This window comes from Buttiauxella gaviniae (assembly GCF_040786275.1).
Classification (GTDB): Bacteria; Pseudomonadota; Gammaproteobacteria; order Enterobacterales; family Enterobacteriaceae; genus Buttiauxella; species Buttiauxella gaviniae_A.
This window is the reverse complement of the sequence record NZ_JBFMVT010000002.1, coordinates 690,103-715,191: the sequence shown is the minus strand read 5'-3', so window position 1 is coordinate 715,191 and position 25,089 is coordinate 690,103. Positions and strand designations below refer to the sequence as shown.

At 51.2% G+C, this 25,089-nt stretch carries 21 protein-coding genes; 12 read left to right on the top strand and 9 right to left on the bottom strand.

The genetic code is table 11. The features are described from left to right. Positions 1-22 precede the first annotated feature (22 nt). The 5 genes from ispG (at position 23) to der (ending at position 6,014) form a co-directional block, all read left to right on the top strand. Positions 23-1,144 (top strand): flavodoxin-dependent (E)-4-hydroxy-3-methylbut-2-enyl-diphosphate synthase, encoded by a 1,122-nt coding sequence (ispG, locus tag AB1E22_RS04055; RefSeq protein WP_367594199.1) that lies wholly within the window; start codon positions 23-25, stop codon positions 1,142-1,144. A gap of 117 nt (positions 1,145-1,261) precedes the next feature. Beyond that, complete coding sequence (gene hisS / locus AB1E22_RS04050; RefSeq protein ID WP_367594198.1) at positions 1,262-2,536, top strand: histidine--tRNA ligase; 1,275 nt, start codon at positions 1,262-1,264, stop codon at positions 2,534-2,536. Positions 2,537-2,573: 37 nt separating this feature from the next. After that, positions 2,574-3,194, top strand: coding sequence for a YfgM family protein (locus AB1E22_RS04045; protein WP_367594197.1), 621 nt, complete (start codon positions 2,574-2,576; stop codon positions 3,192-3,194). Positions 3,195-3,204: 10 nt separating this feature from the next. After that, positions 3,205-4,386 carry an outer membrane protein assembly factor BamB gene (bamB, locus tag AB1E22_RS04040; protein WP_367594196.1) on the top strand — a complete coding sequence of 394 codons (1,182 nt, stop codon included), beginning with the start codon at positions 3,205-3,207 and terminating at the stop codon, positions 4,384-4,386. Positions 4,387-4,508: 122 nt separating this feature from the next. Then, entirely contained in the window at positions 4,509-6,014 is a 1,506-nt protein-coding gene (gene der, locus AB1E22_RS04035; protein WP_367594195.1) for a ribosome biogenesis GTPase Der, read from the top strand. Positions 6,015-6,084: 70 nt separating this feature from the next. Here the strand turns inward: der and AB1E22_RS04030 are convergent, their stop codons facing one another. Continuing rightward, a complete protein-coding gene (locus AB1E22_RS04030) occupies positions 6,085-6,693 on the bottom strand; it encodes a lysozyme inhibitor LprI family protein (protein WP_367594194.1) in 609 nt (202 codons plus the stop codon). Positions 6,694-6,781: 88 nt separating this feature from the next. On the opposite strand from AB1E22_RS04030, the gene AB1E22_RS04025 reads away from it, so the two are divergent. Beyond that, entirely contained in the window at positions 6,782-7,003 is a 222-nt protein-coding gene (locus tag AB1E22_RS04025; protein WP_367594193.1) for a zinc ribbon domain-containing protein, read from the top strand. Positions 7,004-7,006: 3 nt separating this feature from the next. Here the strand turns inward: AB1E22_RS04025 and xseA are convergent, their stop codons facing one another. Beyond that, the gene (gene xseA / locus AB1E22_RS04020) at positions 7,007-8,389 is read right to left on the bottom strand and encodes an exodeoxyribonuclease VII large subunit (RefSeq protein WP_367594192.1); all 1,383 of its coding nucleotides are present in this window, start codon (positions 8,387-8,389) and stop codon (positions 7,007-7,009) included. 169 nt (positions 8,390-8,558) lie between these two features. Here xseA and guaB point away from each other — a divergent pair, with 169 nt between their 5' ends. Together guaB and guaA are read left to right on the top strand one after the other, a co-directional pair. After that, a complete protein-coding gene (gene guaB / locus AB1E22_RS04015) occupies positions 8,559-10,025 on the top strand; it encodes an IMP dehydrogenase (protein ID WP_367594191.1) in 1,467 nt (488 codons plus the stop codon). 68 nt (positions 10,026-10,093) lie between these two features. Further along, positions 10,094-11,671, top strand: a complete 1,578-nt coding sequence (gene guaA / locus AB1E22_RS04010; protein ID WP_367594190.1) for a glutamine-hydrolyzing GMP synthase — start codon at positions 10,094-10,096, stop codon at positions 11,669-11,671. A gap of 67 nt (positions 11,672-11,738) precedes the next feature. Here guaA and AB1E22_RS04005 read toward each other — a convergent pair whose 3' ends face one another. Together AB1E22_RS04005 and AB1E22_RS04000 are read right to left on the bottom strand one after the other, a co-directional pair. Beyond that, positions 11,739-12,299, bottom strand: coding sequence for a DsbA family protein (locus AB1E22_RS04005; protein WP_367594189.1), 561 nt, complete (start codon positions 12,297-12,299; stop codon positions 11,739-11,741). A gap of 96 nt (positions 12,300-12,395) precedes the next feature. Next, positions 12,396-13,505: an alkene reductase gene (locus AB1E22_RS04000; protein ID WP_367594188.1), complete on the bottom strand. Its 1,110-nt coding sequence runs from the start codon at positions 13,503-13,505 to the stop codon at positions 12,396-12,398. Positions 13,506-13,606: 101 nt separating this feature from the next. Here AB1E22_RS04000 and AB1E22_RS03995 point away from each other — a divergent pair, with 101 nt between their 5' ends. Continuing rightward, positions 13,607-14,518, top strand: coding sequence for a LysR family transcriptional regulator (locus AB1E22_RS03995; protein WP_367594187.1), 912 nt, complete (start codon positions 13,607-13,609; stop codon positions 14,516-14,518). A gap of 65 nt (positions 14,519-14,583) precedes the next feature. Here the strand turns inward: AB1E22_RS03995 and AB1E22_RS03990 are convergent, their stop codons facing one another. Next, positions 14,584-14,772, bottom strand: coding sequence for a YfgG family protein (locus AB1E22_RS03990; protein WP_072011191.1), 189 nt, complete (start codon positions 14,770-14,772; stop codon positions 14,584-14,586). A gap of 348 nt (positions 14,773-15,120) precedes the next feature. Here AB1E22_RS03990 and AB1E22_RS03985 point away from each other — a divergent pair, with 348 nt between their 5' ends. Further along, positions 15,121-17,346: a sensor domain-containing phosphodiesterase gene (locus tag AB1E22_RS03985; RefSeq protein ID WP_367594186.1), complete on the top strand. Its 2,226-nt coding sequence runs from the start codon at positions 15,121-15,123 to the stop codon at positions 17,344-17,346. A 66-nt stretch (positions 17,347-17,412) separates the two neighbouring features. On the opposite strand, the gene ppx is transcribed toward AB1E22_RS03985, so the two are convergent. From ppx to purM, 4 genes are all read right to left on the bottom strand, one after another. Next, complete coding sequence (gene ppx, locus AB1E22_RS03980; RefSeq protein WP_367594185.1) at positions 17,413-18,954, bottom strand: exopolyphosphatase; 1,542 nt, start codon at positions 18,952-18,954, stop codon at positions 17,413-17,415. A gap of 4 nt (positions 18,955-18,958) precedes the next feature. After that, a complete protein-coding gene (gene ppk1 / locus AB1E22_RS03975; RefSeq protein WP_367594184.1) occupies positions 18,959-21,019 on the bottom strand; it encodes a polyphosphate kinase 1 in 2,061 nt (686 codons plus the stop codon). Positions 21,020-21,189: 170 nt separating this feature from the next. Beyond that, positions 21,190-21,831, bottom strand: coding sequence for a phosphoribosylglycinamide formyltransferase (gene purN, locus AB1E22_RS03970; protein ID WP_367597322.1), 642 nt, complete (start codon positions 21,829-21,831; stop codon positions 21,190-21,192). Then, complete coding sequence (gene purM, locus AB1E22_RS03965; RefSeq protein WP_367594183.1) at positions 21,831-22,868, bottom strand: phosphoribosylformylglycinamidine cyclo-ligase; 1,038 nt, start codon at positions 22,866-22,868, stop codon at positions 21,831-21,833. Before purM ends, purN begins: the two co-directional genes overlap by 1 nt. A gap of 213 nt (positions 22,869-23,081) precedes the next feature. Between purM and upp the strand changes: the two genes are divergently transcribed. Continuing rightward, positions 23,082-23,708 carry a uracil phosphoribosyltransferase gene (gene upp, locus AB1E22_RS03960; protein ID WP_034459132.1) on the top strand — a complete coding sequence of 209 codons (627 nt, stop codon included), beginning with the start codon at positions 23,082-23,084 and terminating at the stop codon, positions 23,706-23,708. Between the two features lie 84 nt (positions 23,709-23,792). Beyond that, positions 23,793-25,079: a uracil permease gene (gene uraA, locus AB1E22_RS03955; protein WP_367594182.1), complete on the top strand. Its 1,287-nt coding sequence runs from the start codon at positions 23,793-23,795 to the stop codon at positions 25,077-25,079. Positions 25,080-25,089 lie beyond the last annotated feature (10 nt).

Sequence of the window (25,089 nt, the reverse complement as noted above, 5' to 3'; positions counted from 1 at the left end):
CGCGTAATTGTGGAGATTTGTAATGCATAATGAAGCCCCAATTCAACGTAGAAAATCCAAACGGATCTACGTCGGGAATGTGCCAATCGGCGACGGGGCACCGATCGCCGTCCAGTCAATGACCAACACCCGTACCACGGACGTTGAAGCTACTGTTAATCAGATCAGAGCGTTAGAAAGAGTTGGCGCTGATATCGTGCGTGTCTCTGTGCCAACTATGGATGCGGCAGAAGCGTTCAAGCTCATTAAGCAGCAGGTCAATGTTCCGTTGGTCGCTGATATCCATTTTGACTATCGTATCGCCCTCAAAGTTGCTGAGTATGGCGTGGATTGTCTGCGAATTAACCCCGGCAATATCGGTAGCGAAGAACGCATTCGCACCGTCGTTGATTGTGCGCGGGATAAAAACATTCCTATCCGCATCGGTGTTAACGCCGGATCGCTGGAAAAAGATCTTCAGGAAAAATACGGCGAACCAACGCCTCAGGCGCTGTTAGAGTCAGCGATGCGCCACGTGGATCATCTTGATCGTCTGAACTTTGATCAATTCAAAGTCAGTGTGAAAGCGTCCGATGTTTTCCTTGCCGTAGAATCATATCGTTTATTGGCTAAGCAGATTGATCAACCTTTGCACCTTGGGATCACCGAAGCGGGCGGTATGCGCAGTGGCTCGGTGAAATCGGCGATTGGTCTGGGTTTACTGCTGTCAGAAGGCATTGGTGATACGTTACGCGTTTCACTGGCAGCCGATCCGGTCGAAGAGATCAAGGTCGGTTTCGACATCCTGAAATCTTTGCGCATTCGTGCTCGCGGTATTAACTTTATCGCCTGCCCAACCTGTTCGCGTCAGGAGTTTGATGTTATCGGTACGGTGAACGCTCTCGAAGAGCGCCTGGAAGATATCATCACACCAATGGATGTTTCTATTATCGGTTGTGTTGTGAATGGCCCGGGTGAAGCGTTAGTTTCAACGCTGGGTGTCACCGGCGGTAATAAGAAAAGCGGCTTCTACGAAGACGGTGTGCGTCAGAAAGAGCGAATGGATAACGAAAACATGATTGCGCAGCTTGAAGCGCGTATTCGTGCCAAGGCTTCCATGCTTGATGAATCGCAGCGGATTAGTATCCAGCAGTTGGAAAAATAGTGCGAAACATGGGAAGCGCTCGGCTTCCCGTGTATGATTGAACCCGCCAGACGTTTTGCGAGAGCAAACAGTCTGATTTCGGGTTCATTTTTTGTATAAATTCGGTAGAGAATAAACGTGGCAAAAAACATTCAAGCCATCCGCGGCATGAACGATTACCTGCCTGGCGAAACCGCCATTTGGCAGCGCATTGAAGGCATTCTGAAACAGGTGCTCGGCAGCTACGGTTACAGTGAAATCCGTTTGCCGATTGTAGAGCAGACCCCGTTATTCAAACGCGCTATCGGTGAAGTGACCGACGTGGTTGAAAAAGAGATGTATACCTTTGAGGACCGCAACGGCGATAGCCTGACTCTGCGTCCTGAAGGCACCGCGGGCTGCGTGCGTGCCGGTATCGAACATGGTCTTCTGTACAATCAGGAACAGCGCTTGTGGTACATCGGGCCGATGTTCCGCCACGAGCGCCCGCAAAAAGGGCGCTATCGCCAGTTCAATCAGTTGGGTGTTGAAGTCTTCGGTCTGCAAGGGCCAGATATTGACGCCGAACTTATCATGCTGACTGCTCGCTGGTGGCGTGCGCTCGGCATCGACCAGCACGTTAGCCTTGAGCTGAACTCTATTGGTTCACTGGAAGCTCGCGCTAACTATCGTGATGCGCTGGTTGCGTTCCTGGAACAGCATAAAGAAAAACTCGACGAAGATTGCCAGCGTCGCATGTACAGCAACCCACTGCGCGTTCTGGATTCTAAAAACCCAGAAGTTCAGGCTCTGCTGGATGACGCCCCAACGCTTGGCGACTACCTGGATGAAGAGTCTCGTGAGCATTTCGCGGGCTTGTGCCAGTATCTGGACGCTGCCGGTATCGCGTATACCGTCAATCAGCGCCTGGTGCGCGGCCTGGATTATTACAATCGTACCGTTTTCGAATGGGTTACCAGCAGCCTGGGTTCTCAGGGCACCGTTTGTGCAGGCGGCCGTTACGACGGTTTAGTTGAGCAACTGGGTGGCCGCGCAGCGCCAGCAGTCGGTTTCGCAATGGGTCTGGAACGTCTTGTTTTACTGGTCCAGGCTATCAATCCGGAATTTAAAGCAGAATCTGTTGTCGATATTTACCTGATATCGTCAGGTCAGGGAACGCAAGCTGCGGCAATGCTGTTAGCTGAGCAGTTACGTGACCAGGTCCCGGCTATCAAGCTGATGACCAACTACGGCGGTGGCAACTTCAAGAAACAGATTGGTCGTGCCGATAAGCGGGGTGCGCGTGTCGCACTGGTGCTGGGCGAAACTGAAGTCGCAAATGGTCAGGTCGTCGTTAAGGATCTGCGCACAGGTGAGCAAACAACCGTTGAACAAGCAAACGCGGTGGCTCATTTGCAGGCGCTGCTGGGTTAATTTTCCCCAGTAATTAATCGTTAAGGAGAAGGACTGCGTGGAAATTTACGAAAACGATAACGAACAGGTTGATGCGGTAAAACGCTTCTTTGCTGAAAACGGCAAAGCGCTGGTAGTTGGGGTTGTACTGGGTATTGGCGCACTGGTTGGCTGGCGTTACTGGAACAGCCATCAAGCCGAGAGCTCAATGGCTTCTTCTCTGGAATATCAAACTGTGACAGACGCTGTGCGTGCCGATCAACCCGCGACGCTAAGCGCCGCAGAGAAATTTGCTGCCAGCACCAAGAATACCTATGGCGCGCTTGCGTCATTGGAAGTGGCACAGAAATACGCAGACAAGAACGACCTCGCAAAAGCGGCAGCACAATTGCAGCAGGGGCTGAGTAGCACCAGCGATGAAAATTTGCAGGCGCTTATTAATCTGCGTCTGGCACGTATCCAAATCCAACAGAAGCAATCTGATGCGGCGCTGAAAACCCTCGACAGCATTAAAGGCGAAGGTTGGGTAGCGATTATTGCTGATTTGCGCGGTGAAGCGCTGCTCAGCAAAGGGGACAAGCAAGGTGCACGCGATGCGTGGAGCAAAGGCTCACAAACCGACGCTTCTCCAGCCCTGCGCGAAATGATGCAGATGAAAATTAATAATTTGTCGAGCTAAGAGGGACCCGATGCAATTGCATAAACTACTTGTACCAGGGCTGATTTCTCTGACGCTGCTCAGCGGTTGTTCACTGTTTAGCGGTGAAGAAGACGTGGTAAAGATGTCTCCACTGCCGACAGTTGAAAACCAGTTCGAACCTGAAAAATCATGGAGCACTTCCGTGGGTAGCGGTATTGGTGATTTCTATTCCAATCTGCATCCAGCGTGGCAGGACGGCAATATTTATGCTGCTGACCGCCGTGGTACCGTCAAAGCCGTAAATGCTGACGATGGGAAAGAAGTCTGGTCTGTTGATCTCTCTGAAAAGACGAATTTCTACTCCAGCAACCTGCCAGCACTGCTTTCTGGTGGTGTAACGGTTGAGGGGGCACATGTTTACGTTGGGAGTGAGAAAGCACAGGTTTATGCGCTTAACACCTCTGATGGTAGTATTGCATGGCAAAGCAAAGCGGCAGGCGAAGTGCTTTCTCGCCCGGTGGTTAGCGACGGTTTAGTTCTGGTTCATACCAGCAACGGCCAGCTTCAGGCATTTGATGAAGCTGACGGTGCGGCAAAATGGACCGTAAACCTGGATATGCCAGCGCTTTCCCTGCGTGGCGAATCTGCCCCGTCGGTTGCGTTTGGTGCGGCCATTGTGGGTGGTGATAATGGTCGCGTGAGCGCGGTTCTGTTAAAACAAGGCCAGCTTATTTGGCAACAACGTATCTCTCAGGCAACCGGTGCAACCGAAATTGACCGTCTGAGCGATGTCGATACCACGCCGGTTATCGTAAATGGTGTGGTGTATGCCCTGGCATACAACGGCAACCTGACGGCGCTGGACTTGCGTTCAGGCCAGGTGATGTGGAAACGTGAACTGGGTTCTGTAAACGACTTTATCGTTGATGCCAACCGTATTTTCCTCGTCGATCAGAATGACCGTGTTGTGGCTCTGAATGCGGATGGCGGCGTTACGCTGTGGACGCAAAGCGATCTGCTACACCGTAATCTGACTTCTCCTGTTCTCTACAACGGTTATCTGGTTGTGGCTGACAGCGAAGGTTACATGCACTGGATCAACGCCGACGATGGTCGCTTTGTTGCCCAGCAAAAAGTGGACAGCTCTGGCTTCCAGACTGAGCCGGTTGTCGCCAGCGACAAGCTGCTGATTCAGGCGAAAGACGGTACGTTATACGCTATCAAGCGCTAAACTTTCCTGTGTAAGCAGTGAGTACGAAACGGTTCCTGATTCCTGGGAGCCGTTTCCTGTTTTTGAGAGCGACGCGTTTTGGCGTCGTTTGATGATGAATTTTGAGTAATGAGGCTTTTATCATGGTACCTGTGGTTGCGCTTGTCGGGCGCCCTAATGTCGGAAAATCCACGTTGTTTAACCGCTTGACGCGTACCCGAGATGCGCTGGTCGCGGATTTCCCGGGGCTGACTCGCGACCGCAAGTATGGTCGTGCTGAAGTGGAAGGTCGCGAATTTATTGCTATTGATACCGGTGGTATTGATGGTACGGAAGATGGCGTAGAAACGCATATGGCGGCCCAGTCGCTTCTGGCAATCGAAGAAGCAGATGTAGTGCTGTTTATGGTGGATGCGCGTGCGGGCCTGATGCCTGCTGATGAAGCTATCGCTAAACATCTGCGTTCTCGTCAAAAGCCTACCTTCCTGGTTGCAAACAAAACTGATGGTATGGACCCTGATCAGGCCGTTATTGATTTCTACTCTTTAGGCTTAGGTGAAATTCACCCGATTGCCGCGTCTCATGGCCGTGGTGTTACCACGCTCCTTGAACACGTTCTGATGCCATTTATCGATGAAGTCAATCCGCGTGAACCGGAAGAAGAGATCGATGAAGATGCAGCCTATTGGGCGGCGTTCAATGCTAAGAATGGCATTGTGTCTGAAGACGACGAAGAAGAAATTGAAGAGGAAGAAGAAGCTTTTAATCCTCAGGATCTGCCAATCAAACTGGCGATTGTTGGTCGTCCGAACGTAGGTAAGTCAACGCTCACCAACCGCATTCTTGGTGAAGATCGTGTCGTGGTTTATGACATGCCGGGCACTACGCGTGATAGCATTTATATCCCAATGGAGCGTGATGAGCGTGAATACGTTCTCATCGATACCGCGGGTGTTCGTAAGCGTGGCAAAATCACTGAAACCGTTGAGAAATTCTCGGTAATCAAAACGCTGCAAGCGATTGAAGACGCTAACGTCGTAATGCTGGTGATTGATGCGCGTGAAGGCATCTCTGACCAGGATCTCTCTCTGCTCGGCTTTATTCTGAACAGTGGGCGCTCACTGGTTATTGTGGTCAACAAGTGGGATGGCCTGAGCAACGAAGTCAGAGAGCAAGTCAAAGAAACCCTGGATTTCCGTCTGGGCTTTATCGACTTTGCGCGCGTGCACTTTATTTCCGCCCTGCACGGCAGCGGTGTAGGCAACCTGTTTGAGTCCGTTCGTGAAGCATATGACAGCTCCACGCGCCGCGTAAGCACTGCGTTGCTGACGCGTATCATGTCCATGGCTGCGGAAGATCACCAGCCGCCGTTGGTTCGTGGTCGCCGCGTTAAGCTGAAATATGCCCACGCCGGTGGTTATAACCCGCCAATCGTTGTGATTCATGGCAACCAGGTGAAAGACCTGCCGGACTCTTACAAACGCTACCTGATGAACTACTTCCGCAAATCGCTGGATGTAATGGGTACGCCAATTCGTATTCAGTTCAAAGAAGGGGAAAACCCGTTTGCTAACAAACGTAACACCCTGACGCCGAACCAGATGCGTAAACGTAAGCGTTTGATTAAACACATCAAGAAAAGCAAGTAATTCGTTCGGGCCTAATCCGTTCGCTAAAAATAAAAAACCCGGTCTTTACCGGGTTTTTATATTTATGATGTTACTTAACGTCATACTTACTTTGCAGTTCACTCATCCGTTGTTGATAGGAATCACTCAGGCAGGCATTTTTATCATCGGCCTTCCAGCAGTCATCTCGTCCCTTAATCCATCCGCGCTGCTCGGCTTTAAGCGTTGAATTGTTGTTGGATTTTACCAGGGCTTGCTTATAGGTTTCCGTCAGTTTCAGATCCAGAGCGGATAACGTTTCGCTCTGGCAAATAAGCTCTTCCATACTGCCTTTTCTTACCGCGGCACAAGAAAACGATGGACCTGATTTTGCCTCAGCTTTTTTCTGAGAGGCGGGGGCGAAACTGACTTCATCTTCTGGTAAACAGACGCCGTGAATACGGTTTGGACCCGTGAAGGAGATGCTGGGGTTACCATCTTGCTCACGCATAATACTGATGACGTTTTTTTCGCTCGCGGCTTCCCAATAGGTAGGGCTGCTCTGTTTTACCGTTGCTTTCTTACCATTGAGCCACACGCTACCTTTGCCGTCGCTATAAACACCGCCGGTTTTTCCACAGCTAAAGTTAAACGCCTGCGGAGGAGCGGCAAATGAAGCCAGTGGAACAAGAGTCAGTGCAATCAACATTAATTTTTTCATGATCAATCCCCGGATTATCTCTATCATCGAATGAGCAATAGTGTGCCGCAGACGCGTGTCTGCCAGTGAGTTGTTATCAGGAGCCTTTATGGAAATTAAATGTCCTACGTGTGAAAACCCGCTAACGCAAACGGACTCGGGTGCTTACTGCGAAACCTGCGAGCAAGATTTTCGTCTTGAAGCCCGTTGCCCGGATTGCCACAAGCCGCTGGAAGTCTTAAAGGCCTGCGGTGCCGTCGACTATTTTTGCCAGAATGGTCACGGGTTAATCTCTAAAAAACGTGTCGAGTTCACACCCGTTGTGCAATAAATTTTAGCTTTTTGCCGCCGTTTTGCGCGTGAGTTTGGGTTTCACCGGTGTAACACCGGTGACCTGGCTTTCCACCCAGCCATCTTCAAGACGCGTCGTTAACGTATCCCCGGAATGAACCTGTTTAGTTTTCTTCAGCACTTTGCCGTCTGTCGCCGTTGTGACGCTATAACCGCGTGCAAGTGTTGCCAGTGGGCTAACGGCTTCAAGCTGCGCCAACGCTGTACCGAACCGTTGTTTAGTCTGGCTAAGCTGAGCGCTGACTAACTGCGAAAGGCGGAACTCCAGCTGTTGCAGGCGAGTCTGTGCGCGATGAATGCGCGGCTGCGGTTGCTGCTGATTCAAACGCAGCATCAGGCGCTGTTGCTGCTGTGAACTGCGGCGCAGTTTTGCATCCATCGCCACGGTCAAACGCTGCTGTAAACGTTCAAGAGTGGTTTGCTGACGTGCTAAGCGTAGCTGAGGATGTTGCTGCTGTAAGCGATGGTGCAAGCGTGTGAAACGCTGTGCGCGCTGGGCGAGATAATAATCCATCGCCATTTCCATACGCTGTTGCTGTGACTGTAGCTGGCGCAATAATTCGAGCTGATTACGGCTGACGATTTCTGCGGCGGCGGACGGCGTTGGAGCACGAACATCAGCCACAAAATCGGCGATCGTGACGTCAGTTTCATGCCCTACGGCGCTAACGATCGGGATCTTGCTTGCAAAAATGGCACGAGCTACACGCTCGTCGTTAAAGCTCCATAAGTCTTCCAGCGAACCGCCGCCGCGCCCCACAATCAGCACATCACACTCTTTTCGAAGGTTAGCTAATTCAATGGCGCGCACAATTTGCATCGGTGCATCAGCGCCTTGCACAGCGGTGGGGTAAATGATGACCGGCAATGACGGATCGCGGCGTTTAAGCACGTGCAAAATATCGTGCAGCGCCGCGCCGGTTTTCGACGTAATGACGCCAACCTGATGGGCAGGTGCTGGCAGCGGTTGTTTATGAATTTGCTCAAACAAACCTTCTGCGGTCAGACGTTGTTTCAGCTCTTCGTATTGTTGTTGCAGCAAGCCTTCACCTGCCGGTTGCATGCTTTCCACAATAATTTGGTAATCGCCGCGCGGCTCGTACAACGTCAGGGTTGCGCGAACCAAAACCTGTTGGCCATGTTGCGGACGGAAGGTGACGCGTCGATTACTGTTGCGGAACATTGCCCCGCGAATTTGCGCGGTATCGTCCTTGAGGGTGAAGTACCAATGGCCGGAGGCCGGTTGGGTAAAGTTGGAAATTTCACCGCTGATCCAGACTTGCCCCATCTCTTGTTCCAGCAGCATACGGACCGTCTGATTGAGACGGCTGACGGTAAAAATTGAAGGGGTATTCATCGTTGACATGTGACCTGGATCAAACTCTAAATCAGCAAGTTATTCGGTCGATAATACCTTTCGTATCACTTCAGGCAAGGAGTTTTCTCAAAAAAGTGTGGATGCAATCGATTCCGCTCTGTATAATGCCGCGGCAATATTTTATCTGTTCTCATTCACCCCAGGTTGAGATATTGCCATGCTACGAATCGCTAAAGAAGCACTGACGTTTGATGACGTTCTCCTCGTTCCAGCTCACTCTACAGTTCTGCCTAACACGGCCGATCTCAGCACCCAACTGACCAAAACCATTCGTTTGAATATCCCTATGCTGTCCGCAGCCATGGATACCGTAACGGAAGCCCGTCTGGCCATCGCATTGGCTCAGGAAGGTGGACTTGGTTTCATTCACAAAAACATGTCGATTGAGCGCCAGGCTGAAGAAGTCAAACGCGTGAAAAAACACGAAAGTGGCGTTGTGACTGACCCACAGACTGTGCTGCCGACCACCACTCTGCACGAAGTGAAAGAACTTACCGCCCGCAACGGTTTCGCCGGTTACCCGGTTGTGACCGAACAAAACGAGCTGGTGGGTATTATCACCGGTCGTGACGTTCGTTTTGTGACTGACCTGAACCAGCCTGTTAGCGTGTACATGACGCCGAAAGAGCGTCTGGTAACCGTGAAAGAAGGTGAGGCGCGTGATGTTGTGCTCTCAAAAATGCACGAAAAACGTGTTGAGAAAGCGCTGGTTGTAGACAGCAACTTCCATCTGCACGGCATGATCACCGTAAAAGATTTCCAGAAAGCAGAACGTAAACCTAACGCCTGTAAAGACGACCAGGGCCGTCTGCGCGTTGGGGCTGCCGTTGGCGCAGGTGCGGGCAACGAAGAGCGTATCGATGCTCTGGTCGCTGCTGGTGTCGACGTTTTGCTGATTGACTCCTCTCATGGCCATTCCGAAGGCGTTCTGCAACGTATTCGTGAAACCCGCGCTAAATATCCTGACCTGCAAATCATCGGCGGCAACGTAGCTACGGCTGCTGGCGCACGTGCACTGGCTGAAGCTGGCGTAAGCGCGGTAAAAGTCGGTATCGGCCCTGGTTCAATCTGTACTACACGTATCGTCACTGGCGTGGGCGTTCCGCAAATCACTGCGGTGGCGGATGCGGTTGAAGCGCTGGAAGGTACCGGCATTCCTGTTATTGCTGACGGCGGTATCCGTTTCTCTGGTGACATCGCGAAAGCTATCGCGGCTGGCGCATCGGCGGTAATGGTTGGCGGCATGCTGGCAGGGACTGAAGAATCTCCGGGTGAAATCGAACTCTACCAGGGCCGTTCTTTCAAATCCTACCGTGGTATGGGCTCTCTGGGCGCGATGTCCAAAGGCTCTTCTGACCGTTACTTCCAGACCGATAACGCAGCCGACAAACTGGTACCGGAAGGTATCGAAGGTCGCGTGGCTTACAAAGGCCGTCTGAAAGAGATCGTTCACCAGCAAATGGGGGGCCTGCGTTCATGCATGGGTCTGACCGGCTGTGGTACTATCGATGCGCTGCGTACTAAAGCGGAATTTGTACGTATCAGCGGTGCGGGCATTCAGGAAAGTCACGTCCACGATGTGACGATTACTAAAGAGTCCCCGAACTACCGTATGGGTTCTTAAGATTTCTGCGCCCGGCTTTATGCCGGGCGTTTTCTTTATCTGTTTCACTTGCCTCGGAATAAGCGTCAATGACGGAAAATATCCATAAACATCGCATACTTATCCTTGATTTCGGTTCTCAGTACACTCAACTGGTTGCGCGCCGCGTGCGTGAGCTTGGCGTTTACTGTGAGCTGTGGGCATGGGATGTCACTGAAGCCCAGATTCGTGAATTTAATCCAAGCGGTATTATTCTCTCCGGTGGCCCGGAAAGCACCACAGAGCAGAACAGCCCGCGTGCACCAGAATATGTCTTTACCGCAGGTGTCCCGGTATTTGGTGTGTGCTACGGCATGCAGACCATGGCGATGCAGCTTGGCGGCCACGTCGAATCCTCTACTGAACGTGAGTTTGGTTACGCGCAGGTTGAAGTTTTGACCGATAGCGCCCTGGTTCGCGGGATTGAAGACTCTCTAAGTGCAGAAGGCAAACCGCTGCTGGATGTCTGGATGAGTCACGGCGATAAAGTTACGGCGATTCCTTCTGACTTCGTGACCGTTGCCAGCACCGAAACCTGCCCGTTCGCCATTATGGCAAACGAAGAAAAACGTTTTTATGGCGTGCAGTTCCACCCGGAAGTGACCCATACCCGCCAGGGCCAGCGTCTGCTGGAGCGTTTTGTTCTGGAGATCTGCGGCTGCGAAGCGCTGTGGACCCCAGCAAAAATTATCGAAGATGCGATTGTGCGCCTGCGTGAGCAAGTCGGCGATGACAAAGTGATTCTCGGCCTGTCCGGCGGCGTGGATTCATCCGTTACCGCTATGCTGTTGCACCGCGCGATTGGTAAAAACCTGACCTGTGTCTTTGTTGATAACGGTCTGCTGCGTCTGAACGAAGCTCAGCAAGTTATGGATATGTTCGGCGACCATTTCGGCCTGAACATTATTCATGTTGAAGGCGAGGAGCGTTTCCTCTCCGCGCTGGCGGGTGAAAACGATCCAGAAGCCAAACGTAAAATCATTGGTCGCGTGTTCGTTGAAGTATTCGATGAAGAAGCCCTGAAACTGCAAGATGTGAAGTGGCTGGCGCAGGGGACGATTTACCCTGACGTTATCGAATCTGCGGCTTCAGCAACCGGTAAAGCACACGTCATCAAATCTCACCACAATGTGGGCGGCCTGCCGAAAGAGATGAAGATGGGCCTGGTTGAGCCGCTGCGTGAGCTGTTCAAAGATGAAGTGCGTAAAATTGGCCTGGAGCTCGGCCTGCCGTACGACATGCTCTACCGCCACCCGTTCCCGGGTCCAGGTCTTGGCGTGCGCGTGCTGGGCGAAGTGAAGAAAGAGTATTGCGATCTGCTGCGTCGTGCCGATGCTATCTTCATTGAAGAGCTGCATAAAGCCGATCTTTACAACAAAGTCAGCCAGGCGTTCACCGTGTTCCTGCCGGTACGTTCTGTGGGCGTGATGGGCGATGGCCGTAAATACGATTGGGTTGTTTCCCTGCGTGCCGTTGAAACCATCGACTTTATGACCGCACATTGGGCGCACCTGCCATACGATTTCCTTGGCCGCGTATCCAACCGCATCATCAATGAAGTTAACGGTATTTCCCGTGTGGTTTACGACATCTCTGGTAAACCGCCGGCAACTATCGAGTGGGAATAATCTTCCGCGCATTGATAGTGTGATGTAATGAAAAAACCCTCTGTTTAGAGGGTTTTTGTTTTCTGGCTCAGGCTAAAATCCGCTCAGCCCACACGCTGATGTCATCACCGCTGCCGAGATCCGCCTGCACAAGACCATTCACCATAAACGTTGGCGAAACATGAATGCCATTCTGACGCGCATATTTGCAGTGCCATTTAATATCATTCTGTAAGGCCGGGTGGGCAAATGCCTGCGCTAACTTCACTCCGCTATAGTTCTCGATACGATCAATGATTTGCTGAGGCGTTGCGTCCATGTTCGGGCCGCTACAGTGATCGGTAAACTCGAATTCTTCACGATGATCGGCGACGGCCTGCATGACTTTATGCGCCGCTTCTCTACCCTTTGGCAGCGTTGATGCCGCTAAAATACAGCGCACAATCACACCCGAAAAGAGATGCCAGGGCTGCGATTGCAGGCGAATTTTCACCGTGACTTTATCTTCGCCAACTTTTTCCAGCAGTGCGCTGAGTTTATTGAAAGCACGAACAGAAAACGGGCAGGTTGGTTCAAGAAAGACTTCAAACGTGCGAGGGCCGTGACCCCAGACGAGTGGCTGGGCATTAGGTTTATCGTTATGACTCATAGTAATCCCTTGATAAGAAAAGCTGAGTAATGACCCAATCCATGGTTTTGGGATTGGGCACGATGTCTGAATTAACTTATCAGATAATACGAGGATTTATACCTCGCTTGCTGACCAGGCAGGGTAATCGGTATAGCCCGCTTCTTTGCCACCAAACAGCGCGGCTGGATTGCTGATCGGTGCTAACGGCAAGTTTTCTGCCAGGCGGCGCGGGAAATCTGGGTTCGCAACAAACGGGCGCCCAAAAGCAACCAAATCTACGACGCCCGCAGCGAGCAGTTTCTCCGCTTTTTCTTTGGTGTAATTCCCGGCAACGATAATCGTGCCGCTGAATGTGGCTCGCAGTGTTTCTCTAAATTCGTACGGAACCTGCGGCGCGTCGTCCCAATCGGCTTCTGCCAGATGGATAAAGGTGATGCCTTTTTGTTCACACCAGGCGGCGAGGGCCAAAATCGCTTCAATCGCCTGGGGGTCGTCCATGCCGCGCTGGGTAATAAACGGAGCTAAACGAATCCCGGTTTTGTCCGCGCCAATCGCATCGCCGATCGCTTCCAGCACTTCTTGTGCGAAACGTACGCGATTTGCCAGACTGCCGCCGTATTCGTCAGTGCGTTTGTTAGAGGTTCGGCGCAAGAACTGATCGATTAAATAGCCGTTGCCGCCGTGAACTTCCACACCATCAAAACCCGCTTCTATGGCGTTCAGTGCGGCCTTACGATAATCCGCAATGACGTGTTGAATATCATCCCGCGTTAATTCACGCGGCACCGGGCAATCAACCATACGGCCAACGCCGTCGTCGCCGACAACCCAAACCTGCGCGTCTGGAGATAACGCTGAAGGACCTACTGGTTTGCCATCCGCGTGGAAGCTTTCATGGGACATGCGCCCGACATGCCATAGCTGAGAGAAAATTTTGCCGCCAGCCTGATGAACCGCATCGGTAACCAAACGCCAGCCTGCAACCTGTTCCGGCGAGTGAATGCCCGGCGTCCAGGAATAGCCCTGACCCTGAGGAGAAATCTGCGTTGCTTCGGTGATGATAAGCCCCGCAGAGGCTCGCTGCTGGTAATACTCCGCCATCATAGCGGTGGGAATATTACCCGGCTGCGCGGAGCGAGAGCGCGTCATCGGCGCCATAACAATACGGTTACGAATTTTATTTGACCCAACCTGGGTGGCTTCAAACAGATGATGTGGTTTCATTTTTAGACTCTGGCTGAATGAACGATGCCTTGACTTTACGTTGTGCTTGTCGCTTTGATAATGGCATTGAAATCTGATTGTCTATTCTGGAAACCTGAATAATGGGTAAGCTCGAAGATATGGCTTTGCTGGTGGCTGTGGTGGAAGCAGGGGGCCTGGCGGCAGCAGGGCGGAGGATGAATTTGTCCCCGGCGACGATGACTGCGCGGCTGAAAGCATTGGAAGAACGTTATCAAACACGCTTTTTTAATCGCTCCACCCGCGCTATTGCATTGACGCGCGTGGGAGAAGAGTTTTACCACGCGGCACTTCGCGTGCTCGAAGAGATGGAGCAGGCGGAAGGGAAACTGAGGCAAAAAGAGGGCGTACTTAGCGGTACGCTGAGAATTGCTGCTCCGTCCGATTTTGGGCGACAGTATTTATCTCCCGCATTGCTTGATTTCTCTCGCCTGCATCCGGAGGTGAAAACTTTCCTGTATCTCAGTGAAGATGTGGTGGATTTAATCAGCCTGCGGCTCGATATGAGTATTCGCTTCGGGAATCTGCCGGATAGCAATCTGGTGACTAAAGTAATCCGGCAAAACTATCGCGTGCTGGTGGCGTCTCCGGCTTATCTTGCCGCCCACGGGGAACCTCATTCCGAGGATTGCCTTGCGAACCACCGTTGCCTGGTGATGGAACGCCGCGGAACGCTAATGAATGAGTGGCGTTTTGACGTGGCGGGAGAAACTCACAGCGTACGCGTGGCGCCGGCTATGGTGTGTGACGACGGCGCGCTGCTGCGTCAGTGGGTGCTCGCGGGGGCAGGCATTGCCAGTAAATCCTGGTGGGATGTGAAACGCGATGTGGAGCAGGGGCGTTTAAAAGTGCTGCTGGCCGATAGTTTTATCGGGTTTAGCCGTCTCGATAAAAAACAGGTTGGGCTCCAGTTTGTCTATCCGCAGCGCCGTTTTCAGCCTTTGCAAGTTTCCATGTTTAGCGAGTTTTTCATCAACTGGCTGGAAAATGAATAAGTAAAAGGCGTGACGAATCTCACTGGCTATCAGTCAGTGTTATTATTTTTAATTAAAAGAAGGCGTTACCGGCTGGTGTTATCCACGGAAAGGCTGCTTTGCTGCGCTTCTACTTTGTCCTGATGATGGTACCAGGCACCGATGGCAGAATAGACAAAACGGCCAAAAAGGAAGAGAAAACTGATGAGTAGAATAATGCGGGTCATACGATTGTTAAACTTATGTCGTCTTCGCATACTCGTAACCTGTGTCACGCAAATGATCCTTGATATTTACCCGTCAACCGCGGGCGACAGGAGTATTTATACATAGTGATGGCATAAGGTCAATTCCTGAACATCTGTAAATTGATTTCTGAAACATTTGAGCTTGTTATATAAACATTTCTTATTATTAGGTGATTAGTATATATCCAGTTAGTTTTTTGAATTATTAATCAGAGAAGCCGAAACTTCTGCGGAAAATTGATTTAAATCAAATTAATAAGCCGATCCCTAACTAGAATCTGCACTCTATTCCATAGCGATATGGTTTTATCGGTTGGGATGGATACCCGCCCGAAACGTACCCGAGCTGGATGACAGGGTTTTTGGCGATGACGAATGTATCTGGCAAGTTGGTATAAAAAATATAAAAACAGATGGTGGGCGCTTCCTTTGGTGCTGCCCAGCCTGCTGCTTCCCATTGCCGCCTGGTGTAACGCAAACACCACTATGGACGGCGGTCCTGTCTTCCTCGTCTATATGCCACTTGGTCTGATGACCGCGTTTATGTTGGTTTTTGGATGGGCAGCCCTACCGGGAATGACGCTTGCGCTATTGCTCTATTACGGCTCATTTACTGGGGAGTTGACCGGGGTTCTCGCAGCCATTCACTTTTTAATCCCCATTACCATTAGCTGGGGAGGCTACCGTATTTTCGTCCCTCAGCGCAGCTCGGTGATGTTCGGGGCGATAAAATTAACGTCTCAACGCATGCTGTGGCTGGTGTTAGTTAACTCGGTGATATTTTTGGTCATCTACCAGATGGGGATCTTCTTTGGCTGGTACAACGCCGAAGGTCACGCTGTTGCAGAAAACCCGCTTCACACAAGAACGTTAATCAATTTTCAGGCTGTGCTTATTGGCTGCGTAACCGGAATGCCTTTCTTCTATTTCGTGATTCGCATGTTCCGCAACCCAAACTTTATCTACTCATTTTGGTCACAACTGAAAGCGCAGATGCAAACAGGCGTGAGCAAGAGCGAGATTACGCTGTGGGCCACGATAGTGGTCATTCTGGTCAGCCTGCTGCTAGCGCCTTCGAATGATTTCGGCTCCATTTTCACCACGGATTACACATTAACGCTGATCCTGCCCCTGATGTTATGGGGAGCAATGCGCTTTGGATTTCTGTTTATTACCACCTCCTGGACGGTGATATTAGTTATTCTGTGCAGCGGTTTTCATAACTATTTGCCGCCCTACATGGGCTTTCAGCTTCATCTGGCCATTGCCTCATCGTGTTACGCCGTTTTCTCAATAACCATCTACTTGATGGCGGTTGTCACCACGCGTCAGCGTTTTTTACATCGCAAAGCACGCCGTGTCGCGTTTATTGACCCTATCCTGCAAATGCCGAATCTCCGTGCGCTTAACCGTGATTTATCCAGGCATTCATGGTCGGCATTAGCTTTTTTGCGCGTACCAGAGCTGGAACTGCTAGGGCGTAACTACGGCGTACAACTTCGTATTCAATATAAGCAGCAGCTCAATGATTACCTCCAGCCAATTTTAAGCACGAATGAGCAGGTTTATCATCTGTCGGGCCATGAAGTGGCGGTGCGCTTAAATTATGATTCCTATCTTGAGCGCATTGAAGCGCTCGACCACCGCGTAAAACAGTTCCGCTTTATGTGGGACGGCATGTCATTGCAGCCGCAGGTAGGCATCAGTTATTGCTATATACGCCAGCCAGTTACCCATATTTATTTCTTGCTCGGTGAACTCAGCACCATGGCGGATTTGTCGCTGACGACATCAAAACCTGAGAGTTTGCAGCAGCAAGGAACCAACCATGTGCAGAATGCTGTAAAAAAGAAAGTGGCGATGATGAACCGTGTGCAGATAGCCATTGATTCCGGCAATTTTGTGCTGATGGTTCAGCGCATCGAAGGGATTCGTGGCGATTCATACCATGAAATCTTGCTGCGCATGAAAGGGGATAATGAAGGGGATTGCCTGTTCATGCCGGATGATTTTTTGCCGGTAGCCCATGAATTCGGCCTGTCGTCTAAAATCGATAAATGGGTGTTAGAAACCACGCTGAAATTTATGGATACTCACCGCAGCCAGCTTCCGGGCAGCCGTTTTTCCATCAACCTGACACCGGCTTCTGTGGGGCGCTTACAGTTCGCAAGCGAAGTGAAACGCCTGCTGCAACGCTACGGTATTGAGCCCTGGCAGCTTATTTTTGAAGTTACCGAAAGCAATTCATTAACGAACCTGGAACAGGCTAATGCCACCCTGACTGCCCTACAAAATATGGGCTGTCGGATTGCGATTGACGATTTCGGCACGGGTTATGCCAGCTATGCGCGCCTGAAAGATATCAGCGCAGACATTCTGAAAATTGACGGCAGTTTTATCCGTAACGTCCTGACCAGCAGTCTCGACTACCAGATTGTGGACTCTATCTGTCAGCTTGCCCGCATGAAGAAAATGCAGCTAGTGGCTGAGTATGTGGAAAGTAATGAAGTTAAAGCCGCCGTGCAAAATTTGGGTATCGATTACATACAGGGTTATTTAGTCGGACGCCCACGATTGCTGGAAACGCTGCTTCGTAAGTAAGTTCGGTAAGTAAGTTCGGGGAGATAAAAAAACGCCCTGATAAAGGGCGTTTGTTGACGTTCTCGGTCAGGCCGCAATGGTCGGGCTGGCTTCTTCTTCGATTTTAAGCTTCCAGCCAGGGGTGTTATCCCAGTATTGCTGTTCCCGTTCTAAGTCCAACAGAACCAACGTATTCTGGCTAAACCAGTCATGTGGGAAACGCAACGTCCACTGTTTTTCGTCCGTTTCCAGCACCAGCGTAGGCGGGGTAGTTGTTGCCTGGCGTTGATTATTTAGCAACACACCTAAGCGCAGAATCTGAATTAACGGCAGGAACTGCTTCTTCTTAAACAGCGTAAATCGTGGCAGATCATCAATTTTTATCGCTTTGCGGTGATAGCGCACAAGCGAAGCAATTAACATCTGTTGTTCCTGATTAAAGCCCGGCAAATTACTGTGTTGCAGAATATAAGCCGAGTGGCGATGTAGCCCGCTGTGATTAATATTCAGCCCCACTTCGTGCAGCATCGCTGACCATTTCAGTAGCGCGGCCATTTGCGGATTGGCCTGTTTTGGATTCTGAACTTCCCACTGCTGATAAATATGCTCGGTGGTTGTCAGCACGCGTTTGGCCTGATCGCTATCGATATGATACTGATCCGCCAGGCTTTGCGCGGTGCGGATGCGAATGTCCTGATGGCGGAAACGACCTTCCATTTCATACAGCACGCCCTCGCGCAGCGCCCCGTCAGACAGGCGCAGCTCACGGATTGCCAGCGAATCAAACACGCCACAGAGAATCGCAAGCCCCGGCACAAACACCGCTTTACGCTCTTCCGATAACCCCGGCAGGCTCATCGAATTGAAGCTCTTATACTTCAGCACTTCATCGCGCAGCATTTCCAGGCGCTCAGGCGTAATAACCCCGTCCTTTTCGCCCATATTGACCAGCACTTCATGAGCGGCTTTGATGGTGCCAGATGCGCCCATCGCCACATTCCAGCCTTGCAAACGGAACTGCCACGAGAGATTTTCCAGTTTTTGCACGGCGGCAAGACGCGCACGTTTGAAGTTTTCGGGAGTGATATTCCCTTTCGGGAAAAAGTTTTGTGCGAAGCTGACACACCCCATGCGGCGGCTTTCGACCAGCATCGGCTCGAAATCCTCACCGATAACCAGCTCGGTTGAACCACCCCCGATATCAATCACCAGCTTACGGCCTTTCTCGGGCTGAGTATGTTCTACGCCCATGAAAATCAGGCGCGCTTCTTCGTTACCGGAAATAATTTCAATCGGGTAGGGGATAACCTGCTCGGCGCGTTTAAGGAACTCTTCGGCGTTTACCGCCTGGCGCAAACTGTGGGTACCGACGATACACACGTTGTCCGCAGAGAATCCCTGAAGGCGTTCGGCAAATAACGCAAGGCACGACAGGCCACGCTCCATCGCTTCTTCGCTAAGCTCGTTCTCAGCATTAAGTCCATCAGCCAGATGGACGCGTTGCTTTAAGCGCCCAATGATTTGCATCGCGCCATCTACCACACGGGCAATAACCATGTGGAAACTGTTCGAGCCGAGATCAACCGCAGCAAACTCCTGAGGTCGGGGTGCATGTTTTTTTATCGGCATAGCGTTATTCAGGTTGTTCCAGAGATTTAATGTAATCGTAAATCGCCAGTTGCGAGCGCACCTTGCGGCGATTGCCGCGTGGCACATAGCGATTACTCAGTTCTTTGTCGATGTAGCGTGCTTTGACCGTATCACTGAACAGTATTTCAATGATATCCAGCACCCGTTGTTTCAGGCGCGGGTCTAGAATGGCGACGGCAACTTCAATTCGATAATCAATATTGCGCGTCATCCAATCGGCAGAAGAGAGGTAAACTTTCTTATCGCCGCCGTTTTCAAACACATACACACGGTCGTGTTCCAGGTAACGGTCAACAATGCTAATGACACGAATATTATCGCTAATGCCTTCCAGATTAGGGATCAGCGAACACATGCCGCGCACCAGCAGATTCACTTTCACACCGGAACTTGAGGCCGCATATAGCCGGTCAACCAGGCCTTTATCGACCAGGTTATTCAGTTTCAACGTAATGCCAGACGGCTCGCCATTTTGTGCATTAGCAATTTCTTTATCGACCAAATCGTAGAGCAGGCGGCGTGAGTTTTGCGGGGAAACCATCAAGTGCTCAAAGGTCACCGGGCGATAGGGATTTTCGATAAAGTTAAATACCCGACGCACTTCATTGGTGATGCGCGCATCGCAGGTCAGCAGCGAATAGTCGGTATAAAGACGCGCGGTTTTCTCGTTAAAGTTACCGGTGCCGATGTGGGCGTAGCGCACCACTTCTTCACCTTCTTTACGGGAAATCAGGAACAGTTTTGCGTGAATTTTCAGGCCGGGCGCGGAGAAGATGACGTGTACACCCGCTTCCGTCAGGCGCTTCGCCCAGTGGATATTGGCCTCTTCGTCAAAGCGCGCCTGCAGCTCCACAACGACGGTAACTTTCTTACCGTTGTGTGCCGCATGAATCATCGATTCAATAATGCGCGAGTCTTTCGCTACGCGGTAAATATTGATTTTAATCGCCAGTACGCTTGGGTCGAATGAGGCCTGGCGCAGCAATTCCAGCACGTGCTCAAAGGTGTGATAGGGGTAATAAAGCAGCACGTCACGATTACGGATTGCATCAAAGCCGTTACGGAATTTGTCGAACCAAATATGACGCAGACGCGGCAGCGGTTTGTTGACTAAATTCGCTTTGCCAACGTTCGGGAAGCTAATGAAATCTTTGAAGTTATGGTAGCGACCACCGGGCACGATGGAATCGTAATTGGTGATGGTCAGCTTGTTACGCAGCATTTCTACCATCGCATCAGGCATATCGCGCTGATAAACAAAGCGCACCGGCTCCGCCGTCAGGCGCTGTTTCAGGCTTGATGACATCAATTCCAGCAAACTGGATTCCATTTCAGTCACCAGATCATATTCTGCGTCGCGGGTCATTTTCATGGAATAGGCATTCAACGAATCGTAATCGAAGAAACCTTTGAAAATATCGTCCAGGCAGTAGCGCAGGATGTTGTCCAGCAGGATCATCGGCTTGCGGCGGCGTGGTGCTTCCGGCGGCAGATTCACAAAGCGCGGGACTTTATCTGACGGGATTTCTAACAGCGCATAGCGAATATCGCTCCCCTGGATAATCTCCACCGCCAGATAGGTGTAATCATCTTTGAGGAACTGCACCAGATCGGTATCACGGTTAATCAGAATTGGCGTGATGTGCTGGCGCAAATAGTGTTTGAAATAGTGGCGTAGCCAGTTTTGCTGATTGGGAGAAAGCTGGCGTTCGTTGATCAAGAAGATCTGATTGCGCGCCATTTCCAGCAGCAGATCGTTATACAGACCATCAAACTCTTGATCGGCCTTCAGTACCCGCGCCTGAATTTTATTGAGTAAATGACGCGAATTTGGAGCCGTACCTTGTTCTTCACTGATCAGAATGCGCCGTTTAAGTTCAGCGAAACGGACCTTGTAGAATTCATCAAGGTTATTCGAATAGATGCCGAGAAAACGCATTCTCTCAATCAGCGGATTAATTTTGTCCGCTGCTTCCTGGAGCACACGTTCGTTAAAAGACAACCAGCTCAGTTCTTTTTCGATATACAGCTTATCCTGACCCATTAGCCCTCACACTCCGTTTTCGTGGACGTAAAAATGCCGTCACGTCTGACATTATGGCGAGCTTTGGCGGGGAATGTCCAACGACGCAACGCAAAGTGTCGCGTTTGGCCGCTCTGAAGCTGGTGCATCGCCTGACGTGGGCATTAAAAAAGGGGCCGTAGCCCCTTAAATTACTCTTCTGCCGCATACCCCTGCGGTGGCAATGCTTTGCCGTCAAGCCAGGCGGCGTTGCCGCGCATTTCAAGACGGCCTTCCATAAACCAACTGACGACCAGCGGATAAATAGCATGCTCCTGATGCTGCACCCGCGCCGTTATCTCCTCTTCGTCGTCACCTTCAAACACCGGGACTTTCGCCTGCAAAATAACCGGCCCGCCGTCGAGTTCATCCGTAACGAAATGCACCGAGGTACCGTGCTCTTCATCGCCGTTATCCAGCGCCTGACGATGCGTTTTTAAGCCGGGATATTTCGGCAACAGGGAAGGGTGGATATTGATCAGACGACCAGAATAATGTGCGACAAAATCCGGACTCAGAATGCGCATGTATCCCGCCAGAACAACCAGATCGGGCGCGTAGGCGTCGATTTCATGCATCAATTCGCGGTCGAAAGCGGCGCGATCGGCAAACTGGCTGGCGGTGAGTGCGTGGGCCGGAATACCGGCCTCGCGGGCGCGTTCAAGGCCGAAAGCATCGGCCTTATTGCTGAACACCGCCGCCATAGTGGCGTTAATCTTTTTAATCTTGCAGGCGTCAATAATGGCCTGAAGGTTGCTTCCGTTACCGGAAATTAGCACCACAATGCGTTTCATCACTCAATAACCACACGCTCAGAGGAATCAGAAGCTTTGATACTACCGATTTTCCACGCGTTTTCACCTTTGGCGTTCAAGAATTCAACCGCCTTATCCGCTTGGGCCGCAGGCAGAGCAATCAGCATGCCGACGCCGCAGTTAAAGGTGCGGTACATTTCGTGACGGCTGATATTCCCTGCCTGTTGCAGCCAGTTGAATACCGCAGGCCAGCGCCATGAAGATTCGTCGATGACAGCCTGAGTGTTATCTGGCAGAACGCGCGGGATGTTTTCCCAGAAGCCGCCGCCGGTCAGGTGAGCAATGGCGTGAACATCATTTTGCTCAATCAATTCCAGAATGGATTTCACGTAGATGCGCGTTGGCTCGAGCAGATGATCGGCCAGCGGTTTGCCTTCAAGCTCGGTCGTCAGAGGATCTGCACCGCTAACTTCCAGCACTTTACGCACCAGAGAATAACCGTTGGAGTGTGGGCCGCTTGAGGCCAGTGCAATGAGCACATCGCCATCGGCGACTTTAGAGCCGTCAATGATTTCAGATTTTTCGACCACGCCTACGCAAAAACCAGCAACATCATAATCATCACCGTGGTACATGCCCGGCATTTCAGCGGTTTCCCCGCCGACTAATGAGCAGCCCGATTGCAGACAGCCTTCGGCGATACCGGTAATCACGCTTGATGCTGTTTCGACGTCAAGTTTGCCGGTGGCGTAATAATCGAGGAAGAACAACGGCTCAGCGCCCTGTACCACCAGGTCGTTCACACACATGGCGACCAGATCGATGCCGATAGTGTCGTGACGTTTTAAATCCATCGCCAGACGCAGTTTCGTCCCCACACCGTCGGTGCCGGAAACCAGCACGGGCTCACGATACTTTTGAGGTAACGCGCACAGCGCACCAAAACCGCCCAATCCACCCATGACTTCCGGGCGGCGGGTTTTTTTCACTACGCCTTTGATTTTATCGACCAGAGCGTTACCAGCATCAATATCAACACCGGCATCTTTATAGCTAAGAGAGGTTTTGTCGGTCACTGCTAAGTCCCCGTGTATGGGTTAGAAATAAAAAACGCCGCAATTCTAACAGTGCAGGCAAACGTTTGCGAGCCCCTTATTCAGCGGGAATGAATTATTGTTGTATATACTCAATCCCACCAGGTTGATCTCGAAGCGGTGGCTTCATGGCAAAAAAGCGGTATAATCCGGCGATTTTTTTTGTGGTGGCCAACTATCTCGGGGAGAAAGAGTATGAAGATCGTGGAAGTCAAACACCCACTCGTCAAACACAAGCTGGGCCTGATGCGTGAGAACGACATTAGCACCAAACGCTTTCGTGAACTCGCCTCAGAAGTTGGCAGCTTGCTAACTTACGAAGCAACGGCGGATCTGGAAACTGAAAAAGTAACTATCGAAGGCTGGAATGGCCCGGTAGAAATTGATCAGATCAAAGGCAAGAAAATTACCGTTGTGCCAATTCTGCGTGCCGGTCTGGGCATGATGGAAGGCGTTCTGGAAAACGTTCCAAGCGCACGTATTAGCGTTGTGGGTATCTATCGTAATGAAGAAACCCTGGAGCCAGTCCCTTATTTCCAGAAACTGGTTTCTAACATTGAAGAACGTATGGCGCTGGTGGTTGACCCAATGCTGGCAACCGGTGGCTCTATGATTGCTACCATCGACCTGCTGAAAAACGCCGGTTGTACCAGTATCAAGGTGCTGGTTCTGGTGGCAGCACCTGAAGGTATCGCCGCGCTGGAAAAAGCGCACCCGGACGTAGAGCTGTTCACTGCTTCTATCGATCAGGGCCTGAACGAGCACGGATACATTATTCCGGGCCTCGGCGATGCCGGTGATAAGATATTTGGTACTAAATAATAAAATGAGCCGACTTCGATAGTCGGCTTTTTTTTGATTTGTTCGACCCGTTATTTCTAAAAAATAGACTCTGAGGAAAACAACATGACACGCCGCGCTATTGGGGTGAGTGAAAGACCGCCCCTGTTGCAAACGATACCGTTAAGTCTGCAACACCTGTTCGCCATGTTTGGTGCCACCGTTCTGGTGCCAATCCTGTTCCACATTAACCCGGCGACGGTGCTGCTGTTTAACGGGATCGGAACGCTGCTGTATCTCTTTATCTGCAAAGGCAAAATCCCGGCGTATTTGGGTTCGAGCTTCGCGTTTATTTCACCAGTGCTGTTGCTGTTGCCGTTAGGTTATGAAGTGGCGTTGGGCGGGTTTATTATGTGCGGCGTGTTGTTCTGTATCGTTGCGCTGATTGTCAAAAAAGCGGGTACCGGCTGGCTGGATGTGATGTTCCCTCCGGCGGCAATGGGCGCGATTGTTGCAGTCATCGGCCTTGAACTGGCAGGTGTTGCGGCAAACATGGCGGGGCTGCTGCCTGCTGATGGCACCTCTCCTGATTCCACCACCATTATTATTTCGCTGGTCACGCTGGCGGTCACCATCTTCGGTTCCGTGCTGTTCCGTGGCTTCCTGGCGATTATCCCGATTCTTATCGGTGTGCTGGCGGGTTATGCGCTGTCGTTTGCAATGGGTGTGGTGGATGTGAAGCCAATTATTGAAGCGCACTGGTTCGCTCTGCCAACGTTCTACACGCCGCGTTTTGAATGGTTTGCGATTTTCACCATCCTGCCTGCAGCGCTGGTGGTTATTGCCGAGCACGTTGGTCACCTGGTGGTGACGGCGAATATCGTGAAGAAGGATTTGATTCGTGACCCAGGCCTGCATCGTTCGATGTTCGCCAACGGCATTTCTACCATCTTCTCCGGTTTCTTCGGTTCTACGCCAAATACCACTTACGGTGAGAATATCGGCGTCATGGCGATTACCCGAGTTTATTCTACCTGGGTTATTGGCGGCGCCGCGATTCTGGCGATTCTGCTTTCATGCGTAGGCAAACTGGCGGCGGCGATCCAGATCATCCCCGTCCCGGTGATCGGTGGCGTTTCTCTGCTGCTGTACGGCGTGATTGGTGCATCCGGTATTCGCGTACTAATCGAATCAAAAGTTGATTACAACAAAACGCAAAACCTGATCCTAACCTCCGTTATCTTGATCATCGGCGTGAGTGGCGCGAAAGTGCACATCGGCGCTGCTGAACTGAAAGGGATGGCGCTGGCGACTATCGTAGGTGTTGGCCTGAGCCTTATCTTCAAACTTATCAGTATCCTGCGCCCGGAAGAAGTGGTGCTGGATGCGCAAGAAGACGAAGTAAAATCGTAGTTTAGCGTTA